The 26247-nt window shown below is 39.9% G+C and carries 18 protein-coding genes; 1 reads left to right on the forward strand and 17 read right to left on the reverse strand.

Features of this window, described 5'->3' with window-relative positions:
* Window positions 1–10: 10 nt before the first annotated feature.
* From esaA to xylA, 16 genes are all read right to left on the reverse strand, one after another.
* On the reverse strand, window positions 11–3397 hold the full coding sequence (esaA, locus tag IGJ14_RS13535; protein WP_195339452.1) for a type VII secretion protein EsaA: 3387 nt from the start codon (window positions 3395–3397) through the stop codon (window positions 11–13).
* A 252-nt stretch (window positions 3398–3649) separates the two neighbouring features.
* Complete coding sequence (locus IGJ14_RS13540; protein ID WP_019722716.1) at window positions 3650–3943, reverse strand: WXG100 family type VII secretion target; 294 nt, start codon at window positions 3941–3943, stop codon at window positions 3650–3652.
* Between the two features lie 141 nt (window positions 3944–4084).
* Window positions 4085–4975: an Rgg/GadR/MutR family transcriptional regulator gene (locus tag IGJ14_RS13545; RefSeq protein ID WP_019722717.1), complete on the reverse strand. Its 891-nt coding sequence runs from the start codon at window positions 4973–4975 to the stop codon at window positions 4085–4087.
* Window positions 4976–5339: 364 nt separating this feature from the next.
* Entirely contained in the window at window positions 5340–6236 is an 897-nt protein-coding gene (locus tag IGJ14_RS13550) for a phytoene/squalene synthase family protein (protein WP_195339450.1), read from the reverse strand.
* The gene (locus IGJ14_RS13555) at window positions 6223–7713 is read right to left on the reverse strand and encodes a phytoene desaturase family protein (protein ID WP_019722718.1); all 1491 of its coding nucleotides are present in this window, start codon (window positions 7711–7713) and stop codon (window positions 6223–6225) included. Before IGJ14_RS13555 ends, IGJ14_RS13550 begins: the two co-directional genes overlap by 14 nt.
* A gap of 341 nt (window positions 7714–8054) precedes the next feature.
* Entirely contained in the window at window positions 8055–9020 is a 966-nt protein-coding gene (locus tag IGJ14_RS13560) for a tRNA dihydrouridine synthase (protein WP_019722719.1), read from the reverse strand.
* Window positions 9021–9455: 435 nt separating this feature from the next.
* The gene (locus IGJ14_RS13565; RefSeq protein WP_010734031.1) at window positions 9456–10226 is read right to left on the reverse strand and encodes an ABC transporter permease; all 771 of its coding nucleotides are present in this window, start codon (window positions 10224–10226) and stop codon (window positions 9456–9458) included.
* Window positions 10219–11160 (reverse strand): ABC transporter ATP-binding protein, encoded by a 942-nt coding sequence (locus tag IGJ14_RS13570; RefSeq protein WP_010734030.1) that lies wholly within the window; start codon window positions 11158–11160, stop codon window positions 10219–10221. Before IGJ14_RS13570 ends, IGJ14_RS13565 begins: the two co-directional genes overlap by 8 nt.
* 434 nt (window positions 11161–11594) lie before the next feature.
* Window positions 11595–13244 carry a MutS-related protein gene (locus tag IGJ14_RS13575; protein WP_019722720.1) on the reverse strand — a complete coding sequence of 550 codons (1650 nt, stop codon included), beginning with the start codon at window positions 13242–13244 and terminating at the stop codon, window positions 11595–11597.
* Between the two features lie 93 nt (window positions 13245–13337).
* Complete coding sequence (locus IGJ14_RS13580; protein ID WP_229048972.1) at window positions 13338–13952, reverse strand: ThuA domain-containing protein; 615 nt, start codon at window positions 13950–13952, stop codon at window positions 13338–13340.
* Between the two features lie 44 nt (window positions 13953–13996).
* Window positions 13997–15481, reverse strand: coding sequence for a xylulokinase (gene xylB, locus IGJ14_RS13585; protein WP_430608490.1), 1485 nt, complete (start codon window positions 15479–15481; stop codon window positions 13997–13999).
* Between the two features lie 92 nt (window positions 15482–15573).
* Window positions 15574–16623, reverse strand: a complete 1050-nt coding sequence (locus IGJ14_RS13590; RefSeq protein WP_010734026.1) for a sugar ABC transporter substrate-binding protein — start codon at window positions 16621–16623, stop codon at window positions 15574–15576.
* Between the two features lie 25 nt (window positions 16624–16648).
* Entirely contained in the window at window positions 16649–17614 is a 966-nt protein-coding gene (locus tag IGJ14_RS13595) for an ABC transporter permease (RefSeq protein WP_019722723.1), read from the reverse strand.
* 41 nt (window positions 17615–17655) lie between these two features.
* Window positions 17656–19167 (reverse strand): sugar ABC transporter ATP-binding protein, encoded by a 1512-nt coding sequence (locus IGJ14_RS13600; RefSeq protein ID WP_019722724.1) that lies wholly within the window; start codon window positions 19165–19167, stop codon window positions 17656–17658.
* A 40-nt stretch (window positions 19168–19207) separates the two neighbouring features.
* Entirely contained in the window at window positions 19208–20824 is a 1617-nt protein-coding gene (locus tag IGJ14_RS13605; protein ID WP_019722725.1) for a glycoside hydrolase family 43 protein, read from the reverse strand.
* A 103-nt stretch (window positions 20825–20927) separates the two neighbouring features.
* Window positions 20928–22235: a xylose isomerase gene (gene xylA, locus IGJ14_RS13610; protein ID WP_019722726.1), complete on the reverse strand. Its 1308-nt coding sequence runs from the start codon at window positions 22233–22235 to the stop codon at window positions 20928–20930.
* A 257-nt stretch (window positions 22236–22492) separates the two neighbouring features.
* Here xylA and IGJ14_RS13615 point away from each other — a divergent pair, with 257 nt between their 5' ends.
* A complete protein-coding gene (locus tag IGJ14_RS13615) occupies window positions 22493–23644 on the forward strand; it encodes an ROK family transcriptional regulator (RefSeq protein ID WP_019722727.1) in 1152 nt (383 codons plus the stop codon).
* A gap of 126 nt (window positions 23645–23770) precedes the next feature.
* On the opposite strand, the gene tkt is transcribed toward IGJ14_RS13615, so the two are convergent.
* A complete protein-coding gene (gene tkt / locus IGJ14_RS13620; protein WP_430608080.1) occupies window positions 23771–25765 on the reverse strand; it encodes a transketolase in 1995 nt (664 codons plus the stop codon).
* Between the last annotated feature and the right edge of the window lie 482 nt (window positions 25766–26247).

Below are 26247 nucleotides of genomic sequence, written 5' to 3' on the forward strand. Positions count from 1 at the left end.
ATACCTCCGTTTATTCATTTGACCGTTCTTTTTTCTCTTCTGGTCGGACAATAAAATTCAGTATCACTCCAAATATCAGGAATAGAACGAGCATGAGATAACTTCCCCAACCGATGGCACCCTCATTCATCAGCACATTAAACCCGTTTTGAATATTCTGTAAAGGTGACAGACGATAGAGCCATTCTGTCAACGAGCCATTTTTGATTGCTACGCCCAACAAAGGAGTCAACATGAAGAACAAGCCAAAAATCCCACCACATAAATACAACGTGATTTTTTTGAATTGGCGCATGAACCCTAAAAGAATCAATTGACCACTAGCAAAGACTAAAAATGCATAAACGAACCAAACAAAAGAATGCGCGACTCCTGATACTGTGGTCGTTAAAACGCTGTAAATAAGTGACAGAACTAACGTTACACTGAGTACCGCCACCATATTAGGCACGTTTTTCCATATACGGTTCGGTGTGACTAACAAATCGACAGAAGTCACTACACGTTTTTTCATCACGCTAGACAATTGAAAGGATACTAACAGAATCATAAAGCCACCGATCAATGTCACATAGTAAGGAGTCAATGAGCTTTGTCTTGTTTGGCCAAAGCTTCCTTGTCCTAAAATTGGACTTGCTAAAAAATTAAAGACATGTGGATTGTCTGCTCCTCCATTCTTTGTATTCGAAAGGACTTCACTAAATGATTCGGCATATGTTTGATTTTCAGAGACAGTCTGTGCTGATTCATCAAGAGAGGTACTTAGATTACTTAAAATAGTGGTGGCATTCTCTTGTACTTCGATGGTCGATTCTTTTAGCTGATCGATCGTAGGTGTGATATCAGCTACTTCTGCCGCAGATTGACCGGTAACTTCAGCTGCTGCTTTTGAACTTGCCATCAAGCCTTGCATCGTTTCGATCAGACTGGCTGTTTGAGCTTCAATCAGAGCGTATTCATTTTCTTTAGGATGTGGATTTTCTTCCGAGATGACAGATTCCGCTTCTGTTTGTGCCGTTTGCTGCCAACTGTCGTATACTGCATGGATTTGTTGATTCGCAGAGGCGAACCAGTGGTTTAATTTGTCCGCTTCTTCCATAAATGTTTGTGGTAATGTCATTAGTTGCAAGGTACCGTACAAGGTTGGTTTTAGTTCTTCAGGTTCTTTAGTCCCAGGAGAACCAATGACTGCTTGTAATGCAATGATTTGATTCTCGGTATCGCTATACAACTGATCCCCTGTTTTTTTGTATTCCTGATATAGTTGTTCACTGATCATCGAAGGTTTATCGCTTTCCTGAAGATTGTTATATAGCCAGTAGATCGAACGAGAATCAGCTAATTCAATAAGGGAGCTCCCCGTATTTTCTGGTTGATCGATCATCTGTCGATATGCGGGAATCGTTATAGAATGGTGCGGTGCACCAAATAGCGTGACGATTTGTTGCGCAGTCGTACTTAATAGTTGAAACTGTTCCAAGATGTGTGGCACATCATCAATCAATGGCTGATCCATTGGAAGATATACCGAGAATTCACTCATTGGTTGTTCGCGTTCATTGATCATCCATGTGTAAAACACCTGATTGTATGAAGTAGTTTGTTGTTCTGGAGTCAACTGCCACTTTAAAGGAATGCTTACTTCAAAGTTCAATTTATCTGGTAGCGAAGGATATTCTATACGCTGGTATGTCTCTTCCGTTTCCTCCTTCGGTTCAATCGTCCAAGGTTGTACGATTGTGAATGAATGATTTGTATCTACTCGGATTGCTGTTTCATAGTTGTAGGGGGCTAGTAACTGATTCAATTGAGTTTCCATTTCTGTAAAATCATATGTTGGATCAAAAAAGAGGATTCCTTGCTGCTCTTCTTCTGCTTGTATCGAGAGGAACGTATCTTGATTTAACTCAATTGACATCTGTTGATTGGTGGTGGGTAAAGAAATCATTGCATCATGTTGTGCTTTCGGTTCAAGATAAGCAAAAGAGGCTTCACTTCCGATTGGTCGGTCAAAATCATGGGCATAGCGTGTAACAATCGCTAGCTCATCATTGAAAATGGCGGCCTGATCCTGACTGATCACTGCTTGATTTTGTAATTCAGCTAATAATAGAGCTAAACTATCCACCGAGATCCGGGGCAATGTCTCCTCGATAACTGATTGGTACGCCCCATCTAATTTGGGTTCATTGCTTTGATTTGTCATCAATTTGATAATCGCATTTTTCACTTGAACTTCTGTCGCAGTTGCGGGTGTACTTGTCGGATCATTATAATACGCATTGGCAATTTGACCTTTTAAGCGTTCTAGCTGTTCTACTTGACTCTCCAACTCAGTAATTTGTTGTTGGATCTCTTCGATGCGGGTTTGTTGATTGGTTTGAAACGCCGTTGCCTGAGCCAAGAAATCCCAATAAATACCGAAACTATTTTGTTCATTTGGTGTATAAAAGTTACTAAATTGAGCTAAAATCGCATCATTGAACAAGTCGTATTGATTTCTATAATCAGTTGTTGCGTTCTCCCACTGAGTGGTTAATTGATTTTTTTGTAAGATGACTTGTTGATTGAATTGATCGATCGCTCCAGTGATTTTTTCATTCGCTTCTTTTGTATAATCAACAATTGTCTCCTGAACATTTTCTGTCTCTTTGTGAGTCTCTTCTAAACTTGTATTATTGCGCTCCAAAAGAGATTGTACCGAATCAACAAAGGCCTGTTGTTGTGCCTTGAATGCACTATTTGTTGTATCTAACATACTAGTTGAGTCTAATACACTCGCATAGTTGTCTGGAATATTTTGGAATGGCTGATAGATACTATTTTCTAGATTTTGCTGATAATTGCTATGTGTATTCGTCATTTTATTCACGTTTTGCTGCGCTTCAGAGAGATTTCCTACAATACTAGAGAAATACATCTGCACAACACGCTGATTGAAGTTTGTTAAAATCTGATTCACTTGTTCTTCGATCATTTGGTTAGTTATCTCATTTTGACCATCTCGAACTTGGTATTCGATGATCGCTTTTTCTGGATTGATACTTTGTAAAGATAATAGTTTTTCCGAAAAATCTTGGGGAATAATGATTTTTGCATCGAATTGGCCGTTCTCTAGTCCTGCTGTTGCAATATTACGCGTAGTCGTTTCCCAACGATTGGCAGTATCTTTATTGATCAGTGTCACAAAATCGGTTCCTAACAAGTACTGCTGACCTTCAAAATCTGCTCCTCGATCCTCATTTACCAAAACATATTGCATTTTTGTCGTCGGGCTGGCGGTGCTCGTGATGATACTCTTTTCTTTAAAGCCAATATAAGCAAAGAAAAGAAGCAAAGATAAACTTGCGATGATCGCAAGGATAAATGGCTGCTTTTGCTTCAGATGGTTTTTCAAGTTGTTCTCCTCCTTCTAAAAGAGCATGGGGTCAGAAGTGACTTGTCTGTATTTCTACCTTTCAAAATAAGCGTCAAAATCCAAAAATAGCTAGCTGATTTCGGATTTTGACGCTTATATCATGGCGATGTGCACTTCTGTCATATCCTCTTTTTAGGCTATAGCTGAGATGCTCTGCTGCACATTGTGTATTGTTGCACATGTGATTCGTTTAAGAAAAACTAGCAAAGTGACTTCTGTTTGAACATCAAGTTAAAATCCAAACGAACCTGCATCTTGACGATCGCGTTCTGCAACCGTATCAGCATACTTGTTCAACTGCTGATTGATGCTCTCAAGAAGTTCTTCCATTTGACGAACATTACCTTCTAACTGGTTGTATTGTTCCAAATAAGCTTGAAATGCTTGTCCTTTCCACTGTTGACTGATTTGTTGGTTCATTGAATTTACTTTACGGATCGCCTCTTGGATCTGAGAGGCTGCCTGTGAATAAACCTGTGCTTGTGACTTCAGTTGTTCGGGTGTGACTGCAATTACTCCTGCCATTTTTGTACCTCCTAAAATTTTTTTGACTAGTTCATCATACTTGATTTTCAACTGGTCAAAATAAAATACGCCGAATAAGGTTGATCTTCGTCGTATACGCACAATTCTTTTCGTATAAGATTAGTTATTTTAAGATAGCATTCAATTACTAGCGGGGGGAAACTCATTCTTGAGTTCAAAATCAACATGGTACGCCTGCTCCACGAAGCGTAACAGTTCGTATTTTTTTTGATATTGTTGCTTTGAATCCAAGTAGCAACTGACTGCTAAAGCGTTTTTTACGTGATACTTCCCTTTCTTATTACCTTTGATCACATACCAGACGCCTTGTAAAAATAGTTGCAAGTTACGCTCATAGTATAGTTCTTCTTCAAGGAAATACTCTTCTAACTTCGCCCCATATTTCCAAACCAGGCGGAGATCCTGATTTTTAATAAATAGAATGAGGCCATTTGCCAACATGCGAAATGTCTCACTTTGCCCGCTGCGGTTTTCTTCGTAGACCGCCAAACTAAGAAACGACTTTTCTAAAATCAAATCGATAAATTTAGGATGGAACGCATACATACAATTAGTAAACAAAAAAATTTCGTAGCGAGTCCATGTTTGTGCCTTCATTAAATACTGATAAACCTCTGAAGATAGCACATCGATTTTTTCCTCTTTTAATTGAGCGATCATCAAGCGACAAAGACTGATTAGATGACGTTCTCTTTGAGAATCAGGTTCTTCTGTTTCATACAACATGATAATACTATGTAATTCTAAACTATCTTTCTTTTCAAAAGCGACTACCGCTTCTTGCATCAATCGATTGACCTCAGATAAATCATTGGGAAAATTAAATAACTGCAATTCATCATAGTCCAAATTTAATTTTTTCAAAAAATAAGTCAACTTACTGACTGTCGTATCTGCTTTATTTTGAATAAAACGTTTATAAACAGAACGACTAGCTTCCTCTCCACAAAGTTCTGCAATCGTTATTCCTTTTTGCTTTCTGACAAATTCAACGATCTCCCATACTTCCATTTTTTCACTCCTGACCTCTTTCACTGAATCTTGAACTCAAAGATTTTATAGAAAGAGCTTCTATGATTGAAATTTGATAAAGCTAAAAATCCCCGTTTATTATAATCTTACCATCATTCTCGTTTGAATATTACATTTATTTATAATAACCATCGTTTTTAAATATAAAGACTTTACTTATAAATACAAAAAAACAGAACAGAAAAACATTGATGTTATTTATAAGAGCGATAATAATGGAATAAACAATGTATTTTTTGTTCAAAATGTCATGATAAACAAAGAATGAGCACTCGCAACGGTACTTTCCGCGAGTGCTCATTCCGTTTTCTGATACATCAGATTATCAATGCTATCATACCAATTATAATGTTGATTGTTGTGGACTATTTATTAGGGTTTCTACATATTTTTTTGCTTTTCTCAGCAGTTGGATTTTTCTTATCTGACTGACATAGTTTTTACGATCTAACATGAAATAGTTATTTTCTCTGATTACGCTTAATTGCTCTCTATAGATCATTGCAGCAGCAGTTAATGCGAGTTGACAATTACGGTCAATAAACGGCAGCATCGTAAAAGAAGTTTCATATTTTTTCTCTGCTTCATTAGCTACCGCTTCCCATAGATCAATCAATGGCTTCGCAGGTTTATCTGCTTGTAACATGGTTTCAGTCACACCATGGGCACGCATCATTTCCTTTGGTAAATAAATTCGTCCCATTTTATTATCTTCACCGATATCTCGTAAAATGTTTGTGAGTTGCATTGCTTCACCCAGTCTTTTTGCCTGTGACTGGATTTTTTCTGCTTGGTCAGATAATAAAGGTAACAACATCAAGCCGACACTACCTGCGACATAGTAACAATAGTCTTCTAAGTCAGCCAATGTTTCTGGCTGTGTAAAGACTAAATCTTGCTTTTGACCTGCGATCATGTCGTAGAACGGAGACAAGGTCATGGGATAAACGGAAAAAACAACCGACAAGGCACGCCAAATTGGTTCATCAGGAATTTTACCCATGGAGAAAGCATCTAGTTGGTGTTTTAGTGCCAACAATTCTTCCTCACTATGCGCTAAGTCAACTGTATCATCTGCCAAGCGACAAAAAGCATAAATGGCATAGACACTTTTTGCTTTTTCTTCAGGAAGTTGAGAAAACGCAGCGTAAAACGATTTTGAATATTTTTTTATCACAATTTCACAATAGGCAAAATCGTCTGCGTGTTTTTCAAACAGTTCCTGATTAGTTTTTGTCATCTTTAACCAACTCCTCTACCGCAAGCTTAGCACTTTGCATCACGATTGGTACACCAGCTCCGGGATGTGTACTGCTACCACAGAAATAAAGATTCTCAGCAGAAGCAAATTTATTATGAGGTCGATAATAGTTACTTTGTTTTAAGGTTGGTTTCAACCCAAATGTTGCACCATTATAGGCATTGAAATGTTGTTCAAAGTCTTTTGGTGTATAAAAACTTTCTGAAACGATATGCTCTTCAATATCAGTAAAGTCCGTCTTTTCTTTTAATAATGTCAATACTTTTTGACGATATTCTTGGACTTTCGCTTCTGACCAATCTTCGTATTTTGAAAGTTCTGGAACTGGTACTAATACATATAATCCTTCATGGTTTTCAGGGGCTAATGATTCATCCATGATCGTAGGACGGTATAGATAAAAGGATGGATCTTCCGGTAAACGACCATCTTCAAATAAATCATCCACATTTCGTTTGAAGTCATCTGCGAAATAGATGCTGTGGAGATAGTCCCCGGGATATTTTTTATCTAGACCTAAGTATAGTAAGAAACAAGAACAAGAGTATTCCATCTTATCGATTTTCTTATCCGTATATTTCCCACGATTCTTTTCATCAGGAATCAACTCTTTCATTGCATAAGGGAAATCGGCACCACAAACGACCGCATCTGCTTCTATTCGTTCTTGTCCGATTCGAACACCTTTTGCCACTTTATCTTCAATGATCAATTCATCAACGGGTGTATTATAATGGATCGTTCCACCTAATTCTTCTAATAAGTTAGCTAGTGAGGTTGCTAAAGTATACATACCTCCTTTGATAAAATGAACGCCATATAAAAGTTCGATCATCGGGATAATCGTATATAACGATGGACCTTGGTATGGGGAAACACCGATGTATAAGGTTTGGAACGCCAATGATTTTCGCAAACGTTCATCTTTAACAAATTTAGCAATCGATGAATACGCATCACTAAATGTTCTTAGACGAATCCCTGCCCATAGTGATTTAGGATTATAGAAATCCCAAAAACCACGAAAGGATTTAGTAATAAATGCTTCTTTGGCTATGTGATAACGCTTGTAGATATCCGCTAGAAACGCATAATAGCCTTGCGCATCTTCTTGGGAAATCGCTTCGAGCGTTTTGGTCAATTCAATGAGATCATTTGAAAATTCGATTGGTTCTTCTTTATTGAAATAGAGTTTCAACATAGGATCGACTTTTTCCATCGGAATGTAGTCATCCGGATCTTTCCCACAAAATTCAAATACTTCGCGATAGATTTCAGGCATCATCACGATCGTTGGCCCCACATCAAACGTGAACCCATCTTTTTTGATTTGATTCATCTTGCCGCCAGGGCCACTTTCTTTTTCGTACAATGTTACTTCATAGCCTAATTTTTGCAAGCGTACAGCTGCACTTAATCCCGCAACTCCTGCACCTGTTACAATGACTTTTTTCATGACATCCACCTACTCAATTCTTGTTCTATAAATTTTTATCATCTGATAAATTTTAGGATATCATTAAATTTGTTATGTCATAAAATAAAACGCTCAAATAACATACGTTACATTAAATTTTCTTCATTTTTCTTTGTTTTTAATTCATTTTTTATCATTTTTCACTCAGTATTATTTACGCGTGAAATATACAATCTAGATAGCCATTGTTAGCTAAAACTGAATAAACAGCCTTCAAAAGCCAATTCAGTCAAAAAAAGCCATGACATCCGAAAATATTTTCATATTTTTTAGATGTCACAGCTTTTTTGGTTGATGACTTTTGTCACAACCTCAACTGTTTATTCAGTTTTATGTTGAAATTCATCTAATCGTGCCCGAACTTCATCAGTAGATTTCGTGTTCATCAATTGCACACGCAAATCGTTGGCTCCTGGAAATCCTTTGACGTAGATTTTGAAGAAACGATGTAAGCCTGTGATCGAACGTGGGATCTCTTTTGCATAGTGGTCTTGTAAATCTAGTTGCAAGCGCAGTAAATCAATAAGTTCTTCTGCTGAATGCTCTCTCGGTTCTTTTTCAAAGGCAAATGGATTTTTAAAAATACCTCGGCCGATCATGATGCCATCTACACCATATTTTTCCGCTAATTCAAGCCCTGTTTGACGGTCAGGGATGTCACCATTGATCGTCAACTTCGTTTGTGGGGCAATTTGGTCACGCAAGGCAACGACTTCAGGAATTAGTTCCCAATGTGCCGCCACTTTACTCATTTCTTTGCGTGTACGTAAATGAACAGAAAGATTCGCGATATCTTGCTTTAGTAAATGACTGATCCAATCAACCATTTCAGCTTGCTCTGTGTAGCCAATACGTGTTTTTACACTTACCGGTAACCCTCCAGCTTTTGCAGCTTCGATCAATTCTGCCGCAACCTCAGGACGTAGGATCAAGCCACTACCTTTTCCACGTTCTGCCACATTCGGTACCGGACAACCCATATTGAGGTCTATTCCTTTAAAACCCATCTCGGCAAGTTGAATACTCATCTCTCTGAAAAATTCCGGTTTATCTCCCCAGATATGTGCCACCATCGGTTGTTCATCTTCAGTAAATGTCAAACGTCCTTTGACACTTTCTTTGCCATCGGGATGACAAAAACTATCTGAATTAGTAAATTCGGTGAAATACACATCCGGCGCACCGGCCTTTTGGACAACATGGCGAAAAACCACATCTGTTACATCTTCCATCGGTGCTAATACAAAAAAGGGCGTAGGTAGTTCAGCCCAAAAATTATTCTTCATCAAGTACACTCCATTTCGCTATATAAAAAGTTCCATCAAAAACATTGTTGCCATTATACAAGGAAAAAGAAAAAGAAGCAAAGAGGTTGTGAAAGGAGCGATCAGCACTAAGGCATAAGACAGGAAAATCGAAAATGGCTGTTTCATTTTTGATTTTTCTGGCTTATGTCCGAAGTGTTGCTCCTTGAACACCGTTTATCATAGGTTGTGAGAAAAGCGTTTTGACCTGAGCAGTACGATAGAAAATTGTAAAATAGCTTTTCATATTTTGCAATTTTTTAGCTTAATGTTGAAGGTCAGCTTTTTGAACACCGTTTATCTAGGTTGTGAGAAAGCCGGTCAGCTCCGAATATTAAGGCGGAAATTGGGAAAATAGCTTCTCATATTTTTTCAATTTTCGACTCACTATTGAAGGAGTTAGCTCGCCTCGTTCGTTTAACTTCTTAACCCTCTACCTTTATTGATCAAGTACCAACACGTTGAATAAAGCACTACAATGAACAGTACAAGGATCGCAATCGAAATGAAGATTGGCACATCTGTGGTGCCTAAGAAACCATAACGGAAACTTGAGATCATATAAACAATTGGATTTACTTTTGAGATGGCTTGCCAAATCGGTGGCAACATCGAAATCGAATAAAACACCCCGCCAAGATAAGTCAAAGGTTGTAACACAAACGTTGGTACAATGGACACATCATCATAAGATTGGGCGAAAATCCCATTGATCAACCCAGCAAGCGAGAATAAGATAGCGGTCATCAATAGTGTTAATACAACGATCGTCCATGAATAGACATGTAATGGCACAAAAAATAGAGAAATCATTGTGACTAATGCACCGACCAAGACACTCCGTCCCAACCCACCGATCACAAATCCCCAGATGATGACATGTGTTGGTACAGGGGCAACTAAAATCTCTTCGATATTCTTTTGGAATTTTTGTGAAAAGAACGAAGAAGAAACATTTGAATAAGAGCTTGTGATGGCGGACATCATGATCAATCCGGGAACAATAAATTCCATGTAGGAGAAACCACCCATATCACCGATTCGTCCCCCGATCATTTTCCCAAAAATGATAAAATACAAAGACGTAGTAATCACTGGTGGTACTAGCGTTTGTACCCAGATACGCATATAGCGATTGGTTTCTTTGATTGCTAAACTTTTTAATGCAGTAAAATAAAGATTAAACATTTTTCTTCGTTGCCTCCATATGATAAGTTTCTTCCGTAATTTTCAAGAAAAGTTCTTCTAAGCGATTGGATTTATTGCGCATAGACAAGACTTTGATCCCTTGCGCACTTAACTGTTCAAAGATCCCATTCACTCCTTGATCACGCTCCACTTCAACCGCAAGTGTGCGTTCATCTTCTAAGATACTTGTATAGCCAATGATCTCTGGCTTTTTATCATAAGGTGCTAAGTCAAAGATAAACGTTTCAAATTGTAATTTGGAAAGCAAGGCTTTCATAGAGGTATTCTCAATCAGTTCACCCGATTGGATGATTCCAATATTTCGACAAAGCATTTCTGCTTCTTCCAAATAATGAGTCGTCAAAATGATCGTTGTTCCTGCGTGATTCAATTCACGTAGAAATTCCCACATTTCTCGTCTTAATTCAATATCGACACCCGCGGTGGGTTCATCTAGAATCAATAATTTGGGTTCATGCATCAATGCACGGGCAATCATCAATCGTCGTTTCATCCCACCTGAAAGCATCCGCGCACGAACATTGCGTTTCTCCCACAAATTAGATTGTTTAAGGTATTTTTCACTACGTTTCAATGCTTCATTACGAGAAACACCATAATAACCCGCTTGATTGACAACGATTTGTTGCACTGTTTCAAACGGATTGAAGTTGAATTCTTGGGGCACTAAACCGATTTGTTGTTTTGCTCGTACTAAATCTGTATCCAAGTCATAGCCAAAGACTTTCACTTTTCCCGATGTCTTATTCACTAATGAAGTGATGATCCCGATCGTTGTTGATTTACCTGCACCATTTGGTCCCAATAATGCATAAAAATCTCCTTCTTCAACCGTCAGATCAATGCCTCGGAGTGCTTCCACACCTGTCCCATATATTTTTCTTAACTCATTTATCTCAAGAGCATATGTCATTTTTTACTAACTCTCCTTATTTTGTCTGATTTACTATTTTAGCATGTAAAGAGGTTGTGAGAAAGCCGTTAAGCTCCGAATAGTAAGGCGGAAATTGAGAAAATAGTTTCTCATATTTTTTCAATTTTCGACTTACTATTGAAGGAGTTGGCTTTCGAACACCGTTTATCTAGGTTGTAAAAGGAGCGTTCAGCACTAAGGCATAAAACAGGAAAATTGAAAATGGCTTTTTCATTTTTGATTTTTTTGGCTTATGACCGAAGTGTTGCTCCTTGAACACCGTTTATCTAGATTGTGAGAAAGCCGTTAAGCTCCATGTAATAAGATGAAAATGAAAAAACCACAAGTCCTTCCAGAAAATAATTCTGTCGTCTCTGTGGTTTTCATTATCAATGATGGTTATTGACTAAATACTTTCAGCTTGGGCTTATTTCTTACTCCACTACCCGCCATTGGCGATGTTGATCAAAATAGGCGGCTTCTGCTTGTGCCTCTTTCACGATTGCTGTAGGATACTTCAGCACATCTAATAACGCGATAGCATTTCTTGTCTTAGCAGGTCCTTGTTTTAATTTAAAGTCAAAGCTGATCCCTTTCTCAGGCGTCACTTGCTCTTCAAAATGGACATTGGCACAATCTTTTTTCAAGATCTCTGTCAGTTCGATATCATGTGTTGCGACAAAGGCTAAAGAAGGGAAGTCGCTTAACCAATTCACGATAGCTGCTGAAGACGCGATCCGTTCAATCGTATTTGTCCCTTTCAAGATCTCATCGACAAAGCAATAGCAACGTTCTTTTGTTTCCACTTGCTGTAATAAACGCTTGATCGATTTGATTTCTGAAACAAAGTAACTATCGCCTTCAAACAAATTATCTTCGATCGCCATCGAGGTCAAGACATGACCGGGTTGGATCGTGAAAGATTCGGCTAAGGCAGTTTGGATCGTTTGCGCTAAGATACAGTTGATGGCAATGCTTTTGACGTACGTCGATTTTCCTGAAGCATTCGAGCCTGTGACCAATGTATTCTGTTGCCAATCGATGGGATTGACGACTGCCTCTGCAATCAGAGGGTGATACGTATCCTCTGCCATGATCCCGCCTTCTGCAAAGACAGGTTGACAAGAATAGGGCATGTAGGTGCGATAATTCAACACTGCCGCAGCTACTTCTAACTCTCCGAGTAATTGCCATAATTCGATCGCTTGTTCCGTTTTCTTTTCCAATCGGCTGATGACAAAATGATACGAAATAAATGGCAACATGAACATCATATTCAAGTAGTCAAAAAACAACTCCGCTTCTGAGCCATTTTTCACTCGAAATGAAAAACCAAACTTAGGGATTTCTTTTAAAGGCTGAACATTTTTTTGTAACTCTGCTTGTAACGGTGTGGCAAACGTAGCTATTTTTTTCGCCGCAGAAATCGTAGAAACAAGATAGCTCATACTATTAAGTTCAGTTTCGAGTGTTTGCTTTTTTATCAAGTAATAAACCGTATTGAATAACACACTAATGATCGCGAGATAAATGCCGATCACTTGTCCAAGTAAAAACAAGCCTAAACCAATGAGTGGTAACATGCCTAAAAAGGCAAATAGCCCAATATGACCAATTCTTTTGCTTTTGCCATCTGCTAAGTATTGTTTGGCAAAATTCCGGTCTTTTTTTCCAATTCGTGCAAATTGATATTGGATTTCTTCTCTCAACTTAGGATTTTCTTGGTAGAAAGTAATCAACTTTTCTAGACGCTGATCTTGTCCAAAATCAAAATTACGCAGTCGCTGATAAAGCGCTTCTGAACCCACACTTGAATACGTATGATTGAGCGTTTCGAATACTTCAAACATATCTAGGTCATACCAAGTCAAGTCATCGACTTCACTGTCCCACGTGCGAAACTTTTTTTCTGTCTGCCAAGCTTCTTTTAAGCTCTCCTCCTTATCAAATCGTACTTGATATGGAAGCTTCCCCCATTTGTAACGGACATCTGCTCTTAATTTTTTTCGCGAATTGATTTCTAAGACAATTAAGATTCCAATGATGCCGACGATCAGGAGCATGATAAATTCTGTTTGACTCATAAATTTTCTCCAATCTATTGAATACTTTAAGTATAGCACTGATTGGAAACATAAATGGAGTTATAAAAAAACTATCCTTCTTTTTCACCATATTCATGTTGATTCTAGACACCAACTAATTCCATCGAAAAGTACCTTTTGATTTTCTTCATGTTGCAATCCTTCTGAAAAATGTGCAGGAGTCATACAAAAAACTTTTCCTTTGCCATACAGATGTCGCCAAGCGGCAATCGATTCACCATAGTGAGAATAGCTGTGCATCAGAACTTCCGTTTCTCCTATAGCTACCTCAGTGAAATAGTGTTCGTCCCATATTTTGTAAGACTTACCATTTGGTTCTCGATAGGTTACTTCTGTAGGTTTGGGATGTTGAAGGAAGCGCCCCCGCAACATCTCACTAAACGCAGAGTGGATCGGGTAGCTAGAAAGTCCTGAATGATACGCAATCAGGCTGCCGCCACCCGCCACATAGTCTGTAATCAACTGATCGTATGTTTCATTTAACCAAAAAGCGTCATTTGTTTCGGGTGCTAACCGATTTTCCTTTGAAAGGAGGAATAAATCAGGTTGCTCATGTAATGCTTTGGTTAGTTGCTCGATCGTCAGATCAGTCATCTTTAGTTCTTGTGGGAAGTGCTTAGCGATCCCCTGAAAATAGTTGACTAACGGATCATGTGGATGGTAAAAATCGCCTAACAACGTGATCATTTTTTTCACTAGGAACACACTCCTTTCACTTAGGTACTCGGTTATTATTTTTCGTACATGTGACAAATTTCCTTTGTACATTCGTATACTTTACGATAACGCGCATACACTTTTTGGTAAACTTCCACTTGTTGCGGGTTCGGTTGCACAGGGGATTGGTAGGAAACAAAAACACTTGCACATTCGTTCAAATCGGTAAACCAGTCACAGCCTACTGCTGCTAACATAGCTGCGCCAAGCCCAGGTCCTTGTTCGGTGGTTAAAGTAACGATCGGTCGATTGAAAATGTCCGCTTGCATTTGTAGCCACGTCTGATTTTTTGCGCCGCCACCGACTGATACGATTGTTTCGATTTTTTGTTGGGTCATCTCTTCCATGATCGCTTGGGAGTCCTTTAGAGAGAAGGTAATCCCTTCTAGCACGCTGCGGGTAAAATGTTTCAATTCGTGTTGCGTATCTATCCCAATAAAGCTTCCTCTGATTTGACTATCACTGTAAGGCGTTCGTTCCCCTACGATATAAGGCGTGAACAATAAGCCATTACTGCCTGCATCAACACTTCCGATTTCTGATAGCAACTCGCTGAAGGAACGATCAGGAGCAAAGTGCTGTTTGAACCAACTCAAGCTGTCGCCAGCTGCTAAGGTCACACCCATGGAATACGCGGCACCTGAGGCATGTTGGAAGAGATGGAGCTTTCCTTGATAGTCTCTATCCACATTTTTTTCGTAACGAAGGAATACTCCACTTGTGCCGATGGAACATAATCCCAGACCTTCTTCTAAAATACCAGCGCCAACAGCGCCACAGGCATTGTCGGCACCGCCTGCAATCACTTTGACTGGCTTGGTAAAGCCGTATCTTTCTTTTAATTCCTCTTTCAATGTCCCCACCACTTCAGTAGAAGCCACTAAAGGAGGTAAGATGGCTGGATCGATCCCAAATTCTTCTAAGATTTCTTCATCCCACTGCTTCGTTTCTTGATTCAGCAGTAGTGTGCCAGCCGCATCTGACTCGTCCATATGATACGAACCAGTCAACCAGAATCGTAAATAATCTTTCGGTAATTGAATGTGTTTGACCTTTTCCCAACTCGCTGGTTCGTGTTCTTGGACCCATAAGATTTTCGGTAGTGTAAATCCTTCTAACGCTTTGTTTTTCGTGTGCTGTAACAACTTATCGCCCATTATTTCAGTGATTTGTTGACATTGTGGTGTCGTACGAACATCATTCCATAAAATAGCTGGTCTTACAACTTGATCGGCTTCATCCAAAAGAACTAAGCTGTGCATCTGTCCAGAAAAACTAATGCCTGCCAATTCATCTTTAAGATCAGTCACTTTCCCTAATAATTCTTTCAATATTTGATCTGCTGCTTTGAGCCAATCCGCCGGTTGTTGCTCGCTATACCCCATCTGTGGATTGCTCATAGGGTAAGAAGCAACTGCTTCTGCCACTAACTTTCCTTTTCGATCAAACACTAGGCCCTTCAAGGCACTTGTTCCTAGATCTAAACCTAATACATACATGAATCGTTCCCCTTTCCGACAAAAACAAGCGAAAGAAACAGTCCGTTCCATCAAGACACCGCCTGTTCCTTTCCACTGATTACATACGCTTTTTATTCTGTTTCTTCTGTACTTTCTACTGAAGAATCTTCTACTGAGTCTGTTTTCACTTTACTTTTTTCTTTTCCGTACTCTTCTAACTCTTCCGCTAACACATAGTTGACATCGATCGGAATTGTTGCGTCAATTGTTTCACCGTCGATTGCTTTCACTAAATTCTCGATCACTTGATAGCCGATTTGGTACGCATCTTGGTCAACGATCGCTGTGATTCGTTCGTCCGCTACTCCGCTTAACCAAGTGTCCGTATAATCAAATCCATAATGAAGCACCTGTCCTGCTTTTCCTTGAGATTCTAATGCACTCATCACACCGACATTCGGCCCTTCTGAACCTAATGAAAAGACAGTGACTAAGTCTCTGTTCGCCGCAATGTAGCCTTCTAATTGTTTTTTAGATTCTGATGGTTGATCATTGTCTTGAATTGTCGCTAAAAACTTAAAGTTCTCAGCATCTTTTCCATAGATTTCTGCAAAACCTTCTTTCAGTCCTTTTTCACGATCGATCATAGTTGGTTGTGCGACGTCCACACAAACAATGGCGATCGAACCACCGGTAATGCCTTTTGCCTTCATTTCTTCAGCCGCACGTAACCCTAATTCTTTTCCAGCTGAGACATTGTCTGTACCGACGTAAGCTGTCCGATCTTCAGGATTTTCTAAATCGGCATCAAAGGTGATGACTGGAATATTTTTATCCATGGCTGCTTTGATTGGATCAACGAACGCTTTTTTCTCAATCGGTGCAATGGCGATTCCTGCTACGTTTTTGGCAACTGCTTCTCTGATAAAGCCGATATGTTTCTCTTTCTTACTTGGTTCAGCAGAAGGAGATGTTTTCGTGACCAATGTATAGCCCAATTCTTGTGCCGCATCCTCTGCTCCTTTTTTCATGGGGTTCCAATAAGCTCCGGTGTCTACGATTGGAATGAAATACAAGGTCTTTTCGCTATCTGCATCTGCAGAATCACTCGTACTACATCCTGTACCAACTAATAATAACGCAACGAACATACTGATGACCCAAAATGATTTTTTTAACATGGTCTTTTCACTCCTTAGATTATAATTATGACTGACGACTTGCTCGACGTTTCAAATAATCAATGATGATTGCTAAAATAATGACTAGACCGGTCACTGTATCTTGTAAAAATGAATTTACCCCCATCAATGTCAAGCCATTTTTAAATACTTGTAAGGTTAAGATACCTGCTACCGCTCCGCCAATCGTGCCGATTCCACCGCTAAATGATGTACCACCCATGATAGCTGCCGCCATTGCGAACAAGTCTAAGCCATTCGCATCTTTGGAAGCGCCACCATTTAAATTCGAAACAATCAACAAACCAGCGATGGCTGCTAACATTCCTTCAATCATAAACATCTTGATGATATGTTTATCCGTATCGATACCGGATAGTCTGGCTGCTTCTTGATTTGACCCTACCACATAGGTATATATTCCTAGACGAGTATTTTTCATTATAAAAGCAAATACAATGATGATAATTAAAAAAATCAAGGCATTGCTTTTGAACATATCCGTACCGATCGGCGTTTTCGCTAAGCGATTGAACCATTCGTTTTCGGAACCGATAAATTGTTCGTCCGTGAAAAAGCCGAGCATCCCTTTGATGACATAACTTGTTCCTAACGTTAAAATAAACGAAGGCAAATCAAATTTCTTGATCAACAAAGCGTTCACCGCGCCTAACATTGCCCCTGTCAATAATGCCAGAAGCACAACGACTGGCGCAGGCATTCCTTGATTTGCCGCATATAAACCGAGCATTCCTGATGCCATTCCGACATAACCAATTGATAGATCCACATAGCCGCAAATCAAAATCATCGCATAAGCAACAGTTAAAATACCTACCGGTGGAATTTGTTGGAAGAAATTTTCAATATTGAATGTACTCAAAAAATTCGCATTTGCAATTGAAAAATATAGGACTAAAGCAATTAACACTAAATAAACAGAGTAGTTCATAAAAAGTGACTTGATCGTTAACTTGTTTCGTTTTTCCATCGTTCTCTCCTTTGTTTACATATCCTCTAACTGAAGAATCGTTAATGCTCATTAAGCGTAGCATAGGTCATAATCAATTCTTGCGCCTCATCTTTTCTGTCCTGATACTCAGCGACGACGACTTCTCCTGTAATCTCACCTTCCCGAAAAACATGGATTCGATCGCAGATCCCTAATAATTCAGGGATTTCCGAAGAGACGATCAAAATCGTTTTCCCTTGGCGTGCCAACTCATTGATGATCGTATAGATTTCTGATTTTGCCCCCACATCAATACCTTTTGTCGGTTCATCAAAAATATATACTTGATTTGTGGTATTCAACCATTTTGCTAAAACGACTTTTTGCTGATTCCCACCAGAGAGACTGGCAACTGGACGCGCAATATCGCTGATCTTGATCTTCACGTCTTGTACAAACTGATGAGCCGTTTGATTAAGTGATTCATGTTTTAATACAAATCCACCTAGATTCGTTATCGTGATATTGTCCTGGATCGAGAGACCAAGAAACAAGCCTTGATGTTTACGGTCTTCCGTTAGTAGTCCAATTCCTTGACGAATCGCATCCACCGGTGACTTGATCACTACCGGCTGGTTCGCCAATTTGATTTCACCAGATTTTGCTCGATCTGCACCGAAAATCAATCGCATCGTTTCGGTTCGACCACTTCCTACTAACCCCGCAAAGCCCAATACTTCCCCTCGTCTTGCCTGGAAGCTAATATTTTTCACCCGCCCAAAAGAATCAGAAAGATTCAAAACTTGTAAGTAAGTTTCTCCTAATTGGGTAGGTTGTTTCGGATACAGATCGTTGATTTCTCGCCCAACTAAGCGAGCGATGATCGCTTCTTCAGACAAGTTTTTCACTTCATCTGTCAAGATATATTCCCCGTCGCGCATGATCGTGATTCGTTCACCTAATTCAAAGATCTCTTTCATCCGATGGGAGATGTAAATACTGGATACACCTTTTTCCTTCAATCTGCGAATGATAATAAACAAAACTTCGACATCTTTTTCAGACAAAGAAGTCGTTGGCTCATCAAAAATGATCACTTTGGCGTTCAAACTAAGCGCTCTGGCAATTTCAACTAATTGTTTATTGGCAGTAGACAACGAAGCAACCAGTGTAGTAGGAGAAATCGCAGATCCTACTAGATTCAGCCATTGTTGCGTGTCTTCATATAATTTTTTGAAGTCAACAATTCCTAACGCCTTATTTTTATAGGGCAAACGACCAATAAAAATATTTTCTGCCACAGACAAATCTTCTGCTAGATTCAACTCTTGATGAACAAAGGCAATCCCTAATTCTTGTGCGAAGTCAGGAGTCATTTTAGGGATTTCTTTCCCTTCAAATATGATTTCTCCTTCGTCCTTATCGATCAATCCAGCAAGAATGTTCATTAAAGTAGACTTACCGGCTCCGTTTTCTCCCATAAAAGCATGGATCTCGCCTTTATTTATCTCAAGTCTTGCTTTTTTCAAGACGTGGACAGGGCCAAAACTTTTTTCAATATTAGACATTGAAAATAAACGTTCTTTTTCCATGAAAGATCTCCCCTCTTACTCCTGAAGCGACCACACTGTCCTATTCACTTTGCTTTTCCCGATAATCAAAATAATCAAAAACAGCTGGCAAATCATATCCTGAGTAATCGATGTTGACCATTCCCACAAACGCACCCGTAAAAAATCCACCATGGGTTTGGTTGACATATTCATCGGATAGTACTTTTGCGTCTAACTGGATCGCTAATTCGATCCATGTTTTTCCGTCAAACGAATAAGCATATGTGTAAGTTTCTCTTCTGACGATCGTTTTGAAATAAACAACTGTTACATCCTCTGGAATTGGAATGACCTGTTCCTGCAAATAACTTTTGAATACGCCTTGATTATTCTCAGTGAGTTCAATGACCCGCCCTTTTTCTTCCTGCCAAGTCACTTGGATCATCGACCAATGTTGCGAATTGTAATAATTCGTCAGCCCTGCCATTTGCTGGAAGGTCGTTGGCGAATAGCTCAATGCAGTTTCTGCTTCAAACTCAAATGCTTGCCAACGTCTAGCAACTAGGGAGTTTCCATGTGTATTGGCTAAACTTCCGGCACCTCGTAATGTCAGCTTTCCCTCTTTCAAGATGCCGATGTCCTTCGTAAAAGGGACACGTACTGTTTGAAATTGTGGTGGCAGTTCGCTTTGTTCGAAGTTAGTCCTTTCTGGCAGTTTTTCATAAGGGTGAGGTGTCACTCCTTTAGGTGCTTCCACCTCCATGCTCCCTTGCTTTCCACCAACGATTTCTGGCCACAATTCTTTAGACCATGTCACCTTTTGGATCGCTGTTTCTCTGCCTAATGTACACCAGCCACGAGGATCATGGATGGATTCATTTTTGTGATGCCACGGTCGACCAGTCAAATGGGCAAAATACCATTCGCCTTCTGGTGTATCGACTAATGCACCATGCCCGCATTTTTGCAACGGATTTTCTGGAGAGTCATAGGCAGTTAAAAAGGTCTCTGCTTGGCTTTCAAAAGCTCCTTCTAAAGTTTTAGCCCGTGCCACCACTTCTTGGTGCGTATAGACGGTACCACCTTCTGCACAAAACAAATAATAATAACCAAATAACTTATAAAGATGTGGGCCTTCCACTAATTTCACGTCAGTTCCTTTCCAAATGATCTTACCTGTTTCCGGAAGTAGACGTTGCTCTTCTACTGAATATTCGGTGCATTTGATCCCGTTAAATGGATGATGGTATTCGCGATGATCCCATTCCATTTGAACCAGGTATTTGCGGCCATCGTCATCATGGAAAAGAGAAGCATCGAAGCCGACACCGTTCAACCGGATCGGTTGACACCATGGACCAGTGATCTCTTCTGCAGTAGTCAAATAATTTGTACAATCTTTGAACGCACCATTGACCACTTTGACATCGGTATAAACTAACCAAAATTTCCCATCCGCATAAGAGAGATCGGGCGCCCAAATCCCTCCTGAATCTTCATTGCCCTTCATATCCAACATCTCGACAGAAGCCAATGGACGTGCCACTAAACGCCAATTCATCAAGTCCTGCGACTCATAGATCTGAACGCCTGGAAACCATTCAAACGTTGAGTTGGCAATGTAATAGGTTTCTCCCACACGCACAATAGACGGATCAGCATGAAAACCTGTTAATACTGGATTTTTAATTTTCATCGTACACCTCACTCTATTTTTTTAGGAGAATCCCTTTCAACCATCCAAAGGAGTCAGTGACATCTATCCTTAGCTAACTGAATGAAACTCTCCATAAGTTGGATTAAACTAAATAATCATTCAAACAAGATTTGACATATTCGATATGGCTTGATTCCAGTTCGATGTCTTTCAACTTCAATGCATAGTCAGTCAAACTTTCCAAATCTTCCTTGTCGTTGACAATGGATTCCCCAATGCCTTCTTGGAACGTAGCATAGCGTTTCTCTTTTAAGGTATCGAAGAAGCGATCCTCTTTTAATTTCGCAGCTGCCTTCAGCCCTCTAGCAAAGGTATCCATCCCTGCGATATGTGCTAAGAATAGATCTTCCATGGCAAAACTGGAACGACGGACTTTCGAATCAAAATTGATTCCTCCTGGTGCGATACCGCCATTTTCTAAGACACCATACATGGCCAATGTGACATCATAGACGTTCGTTGGGAACTCATCAGTATCCCAACCAAGCAACACATCCCCTTGATTCGCATCTAGGGAACCTAACGCGTTATTGATCCGTGCTACTTCGATCTCATGTTCAAACGTATGCCCAGCTAACGTAGCATGATTAGCCTCTAGATTCAGCTTGAATTTCTCTTGTAAACTATATTTTTGAATAAATTGTAAAGCCGTTGCAGCATCAAAATCATATTGATGTTTACTTGGCTCCATTGGTTTTGGTTCAATCAAGAATTGTGGCGTATGATCGATTTTTTCACTATACGCGATCGCCATTTTGAACAAACGTGCAATATTATCTTGTTCAAACGCCATATCCGTATTCAACAACGTTTCATACCCTTCACGACCACCCCAGAAGACATAATTTTGACCGTTGAGTTTTTTTGAGATGTCTAAGCCTTTTTTGACTTGAGCAGCAGCATAGGCAAAGACATCCGCATGATTCGTTGAAGCTGCACCATTCACGTAGCGTGGGTGGCTGAACATATTTGCAGTATTCCAAAGTAGTTTGATTCCCGTACGCTCCATCTGTTCCTTGATCAAATCGGTGATTTCATCTAAATTTGCATAGAATTCTTCTAAACTATCCCCTTCAGGCGCGATATCGACATCATGGAAACAAAAATATTCGACACCTAATTTTTCTAAAATCTCAAAAAAGGCCGCTACTCGATTTTTTGCGGTTTCCATTTCAGTCGCACCTAGCCACGTTCTTTGATTGACTGGTGAGCCGAATGGATCACTGCCATCTTGTGTCATGGTATGCCAGTAAGCAACAGCAAATCGTAAATGCTCCTTCATCGTTTGACCGGCAACTACCTCTTCTGGATTAAAATGGCGAAAAGCAAAGGGATTGGTTGTCGTTGTACCTTCATATTGGATTTTTTCTATTTGTGGAAAATAGCTCATAACATATTCCTCCTAATTTATTCATTCTATATTAGTTAGTTTATCTAACAAACTAACTTAACAAGCATATAGTATACGCTTTCATAATTATAGTCAAGTTATTTTTTATTATTATCAAAGCATTTATATTCGAATGAAGTTAATTTATTTACTTTACAAAACGAAATAGCTATAGATAAATAACTAGAAAAATAATGAGATTACCAGTATACTTTAGAACGTATCCTCATTACATAATGAATAGGAAGTGATTTACTTTGAAAAATCCAACGTATACTCGACGGAGCCCAAATGAGTCTCTCTGTTTAGAATTGATTATGAATCAACCCGCTCTTTCTCGTGCAGAGCTTTCAGCCATAACTGGACTAACCAAAGCAACTGTGTCCTCCATTGTGAAAAAATTGATCGATGATCAACTGGTCATCGAGACTGGCATTGGAGAATCTAGTAATGTCGGTGGACGTAAACCAATCATTCTTCAATATAATGGAAAAGCTGGCCTCTCTATTTCTATTGACATCGGCTATAATTACATCCATGCTCTCCTTACTTATCTAGATGGGGAAGAGATCCAACATATCCAAAAAAAGCCAATCACATTAGATGAGGAAGCCATCCATCTGTATCTTTCAGAAATCTTCACGTTATTTGAACAACATCTTCCGACGACAGAGTATGGCATTATTGGTGTAGCAATAGCCGTTCATGGCCCTGTCTACCATGGTGAGCCGATTTTTGGCCCACATTACAATTTCGATCACATTCCTTTTCGCAAAATAGCTGAAAAACTGAGAGACTATCCTGTCTATTTGGAAAATGAAGCAAATCTGGCAGCTTTAGGTGAGTATAGCTTTACCTCAGATTCGGAAAATCTTGTCAGTATCAATATGCACAGCGGCATTGGTGCAGGAATCGTCAAAAATGGGAATTTAGAGGTTGGTGCCCATGGTTTTGCTGGTGAAATCGGTCATCAGATCATCGTGATGGACGGCAAGGAATGTCGCTGTGGCAACCGAGGTTGTTTGGAGATGTATGCTGCCAACAAAGTTTGCTACGATCGGTTTGCTCAGAAAAAAAACCTAGACTATGTCAATGCCATCATCCTTAGAGAATACTACCAAAACCAAGATCGTGATGCGCGACAAGTCGTAGAAGAAAATATCAACTACTTGACGATCGGTATCAACAACTTGATCGCCCATTATGACCCATCGATCATTATTTTGAATAGCTCACTTTATCGCGAAATACCTGATATGATCGAACAATTAAAAGGGAATCTGCACAATCATTTTTCGAATCAATTAGTCGTCCGCAACAGCTCCTTGAACGAAAAAGCGACACTTCTAGGAGGATTGGTCTTAAATCTCCAAAACTTTTTAGAAATCAAACACCTGAAATTAAAATAATCATGAATCAATAAAAAAATCTGCCAAACCGGAAAACATTGAATTCCAGTTTGGCAGATTTTATCTAAATAAAGTACGTGTATCTTTAACTTGAAATTTTAAATAGTAAAAGAACAAAAATACCTTCTACAATTGATCAAACACTTCAACAACATGTTCCACTGTAAACTGATAATTTTGGATGATCGTTTCCCCAGGTGCGCTCGCGCCGAAACGATCAATCGCAATGATTGCCCCTGCTGTTCCCGTATAGCGCTCCCAGCCAAATGAAGCAGCCATTTCGATAGAAACACGTTTCGTCACTGCTTTTGGCAAGACACTTTCTTGATATTCCGCGGATTGTTGTTCAAACAAATCAAAACTTGGCATAGAAACCACTGAGACATCTTTCCCTTGTTCCGCCAATACTTTTTGCGCTTTGACCGCTAGATCCACTTCTGAACCTGTCGCGATCAAGATTCCTTCTGGTTGTTCCCCTTTAGCTGGAGACAAGACATAGGCACCTTTTTTAACCATATCATCTGCCACTTCTTTTGTTGTTGGAAGAACTGGTAGATTTTGACGACTCAAGACTAAGATCGTTGGTGTATCTGTCGATTCCATCGCAACTTTCCACGCCGCACGAGTTTCGTTCCCGTCCGCCGGACGTAAGACATGGACACCTGGCATACTTCTAACCGAAGCCAATTGTTCCACTGGCTCATGTGTCGGACCATCTTCACCAACTGCTACAGAGTCATGGGTCAAGACGAAAATAACTGGCGTGTTTTGGATCGCTGCTAAACGCACAGCTGGTCGCAAGTAATCGACAAAGACAAAGAATGTTCCCCCATAGATCCGGGTACCGCCATGCAATTGGATCCCGTTCATCGCTGATGCCATCGCAAACTCACGAACACCAAACCAAATATTGCGGCCTTCATAGTGTTCAGGCGTGAAATCTTTGTCTGCTGTCACCATCGTATTGTTTGATCCAGATAGATCGGCAGAACCACCCCAGAAGCTTGGGATCGCTTTTGATAATGCTTGGATAACTTCTTTACTTGAGACACGACTCGCTTGGCTTTCACCTTCGTCGTACGTTGGAAGTTCGGCATCCCAATTCTCTGTTAATTTCCCAGCAAAGGCATCTTCGAATTGTTGGGCTAATTCTGGATATGCTGCTTTGTATGCTGCGAACAGCTCACGCCAAGCATTTTCAGCTTTTTCGCCTTCTTCAACCATCGTTTGACGGAAACGTTCCGCCACTTCTTCTGGTACGGTAAAGTCAGGGTATTCCCAACCATAGATCTCTTTGGCTTTTTGAATGCCTTCTAAGCCAAGTGGTGCGCCGTGGACCGCAGAAGTTCCTTGGTTTGGTGCACCAAATCCGATGACCGTTTTCACTTCGATCAATGTCGGTTTGTCGGTTTCGGCTTTCGCTTCTTCAATTGCTTTTGAGATAGCTTCCAAATCATTGCCGTCTTTGACCAAGATATGTTGCCAACCGTAAGCTTCATAGCGTGCGCCAACATTTTCAGTGAAGGCTTTTGAGGTTGGTCCATCTAAAGAAATATCGTTTGAATCGTATAAAACGATTAATTTCCCTAATTTCATATGACCAGCCATCGAACTTGCTTCTTGAGACACACCTTCCATCAGGTCGCCATCGCCACATAACGCATAGGTATAATGATCAACGACGTTGAATTGGTCTTTGTTGTAGGTCGCTGCTAGATGCGCTTCTGCCATTGCCATCCCCACAGCCATCGCGATCCCTTGACCTAAAGGACCAGTCGTTGCTTCGACGCCGTCGGTATGGTTGACCTCAGGGTGTCCTGGTGTTTTTGACTCCCATTGACGGAATTGTTTCAAGTCATCGATCGTCACTTGGTACCCTGCTAAGTGTAACAAGCTGTACAACATCGCTGAACCATGTCCCGCAGATAAGACAAAACGGTCACGGTCTGCCCAGTTTTTAGAAGTTTTCGGATTCACTTTCAAGTGTTTCGTCCAAAGGGCATAAGCCATTGGCGCGGCACCCATTGGTAACCCCGGATGTCCTGAATTTGCTTTTTGTACTGCATCGACACTCAATGTACGGATCGTATTCACACCAAGCTGATCTACTTTATCAAACAATATAATTCCTCCTTATTCGTTCCTATAAAATAATGCCCATTCTTTAATTTTCACTTTGAAAATAAGACAGAAGAATCAAAAATGAATGAGGCATTCTCGATTTTCCTGTCTTATTACTCGATGGTGACCGACTTTCTCACGACCTAGATAAACGGTGTTCGAAAGCCAACTCCTTCAATAGTAAGTCGAAACGTGAAAAAATATGGAAAGCTATTTTACAATTTTCTATCTTACTGCTCAGGTCAAAACGCTTTTCTCACAACCTATGATAAACGGTGTTCAAGGAGCAACACTTCGGTCATAAGTCAGAAACATCAAAAATGAAAAAGCCATTTTCGATGTTCCTGACTTATGCCTTAGTGCTGAACGCTCCTTTCACAACCTAGACAAACGGCGTTCGAAAGCCAACTCCTTCAATAGTAAGTCGAAACGTGAAAAAATATGTGAAGCTATTTTCCCACGTTCCGCCTTACTATTCGGAG

This window comes from Enterococcus sp. DIV1304_2, from assembly GCF_050555445.1.
Lineage (GTDB): Bacteria > Bacillota > Bacilli > Lactobacillales > Enterococcaceae > Enterococcus_B > Enterococcus_B pernyi.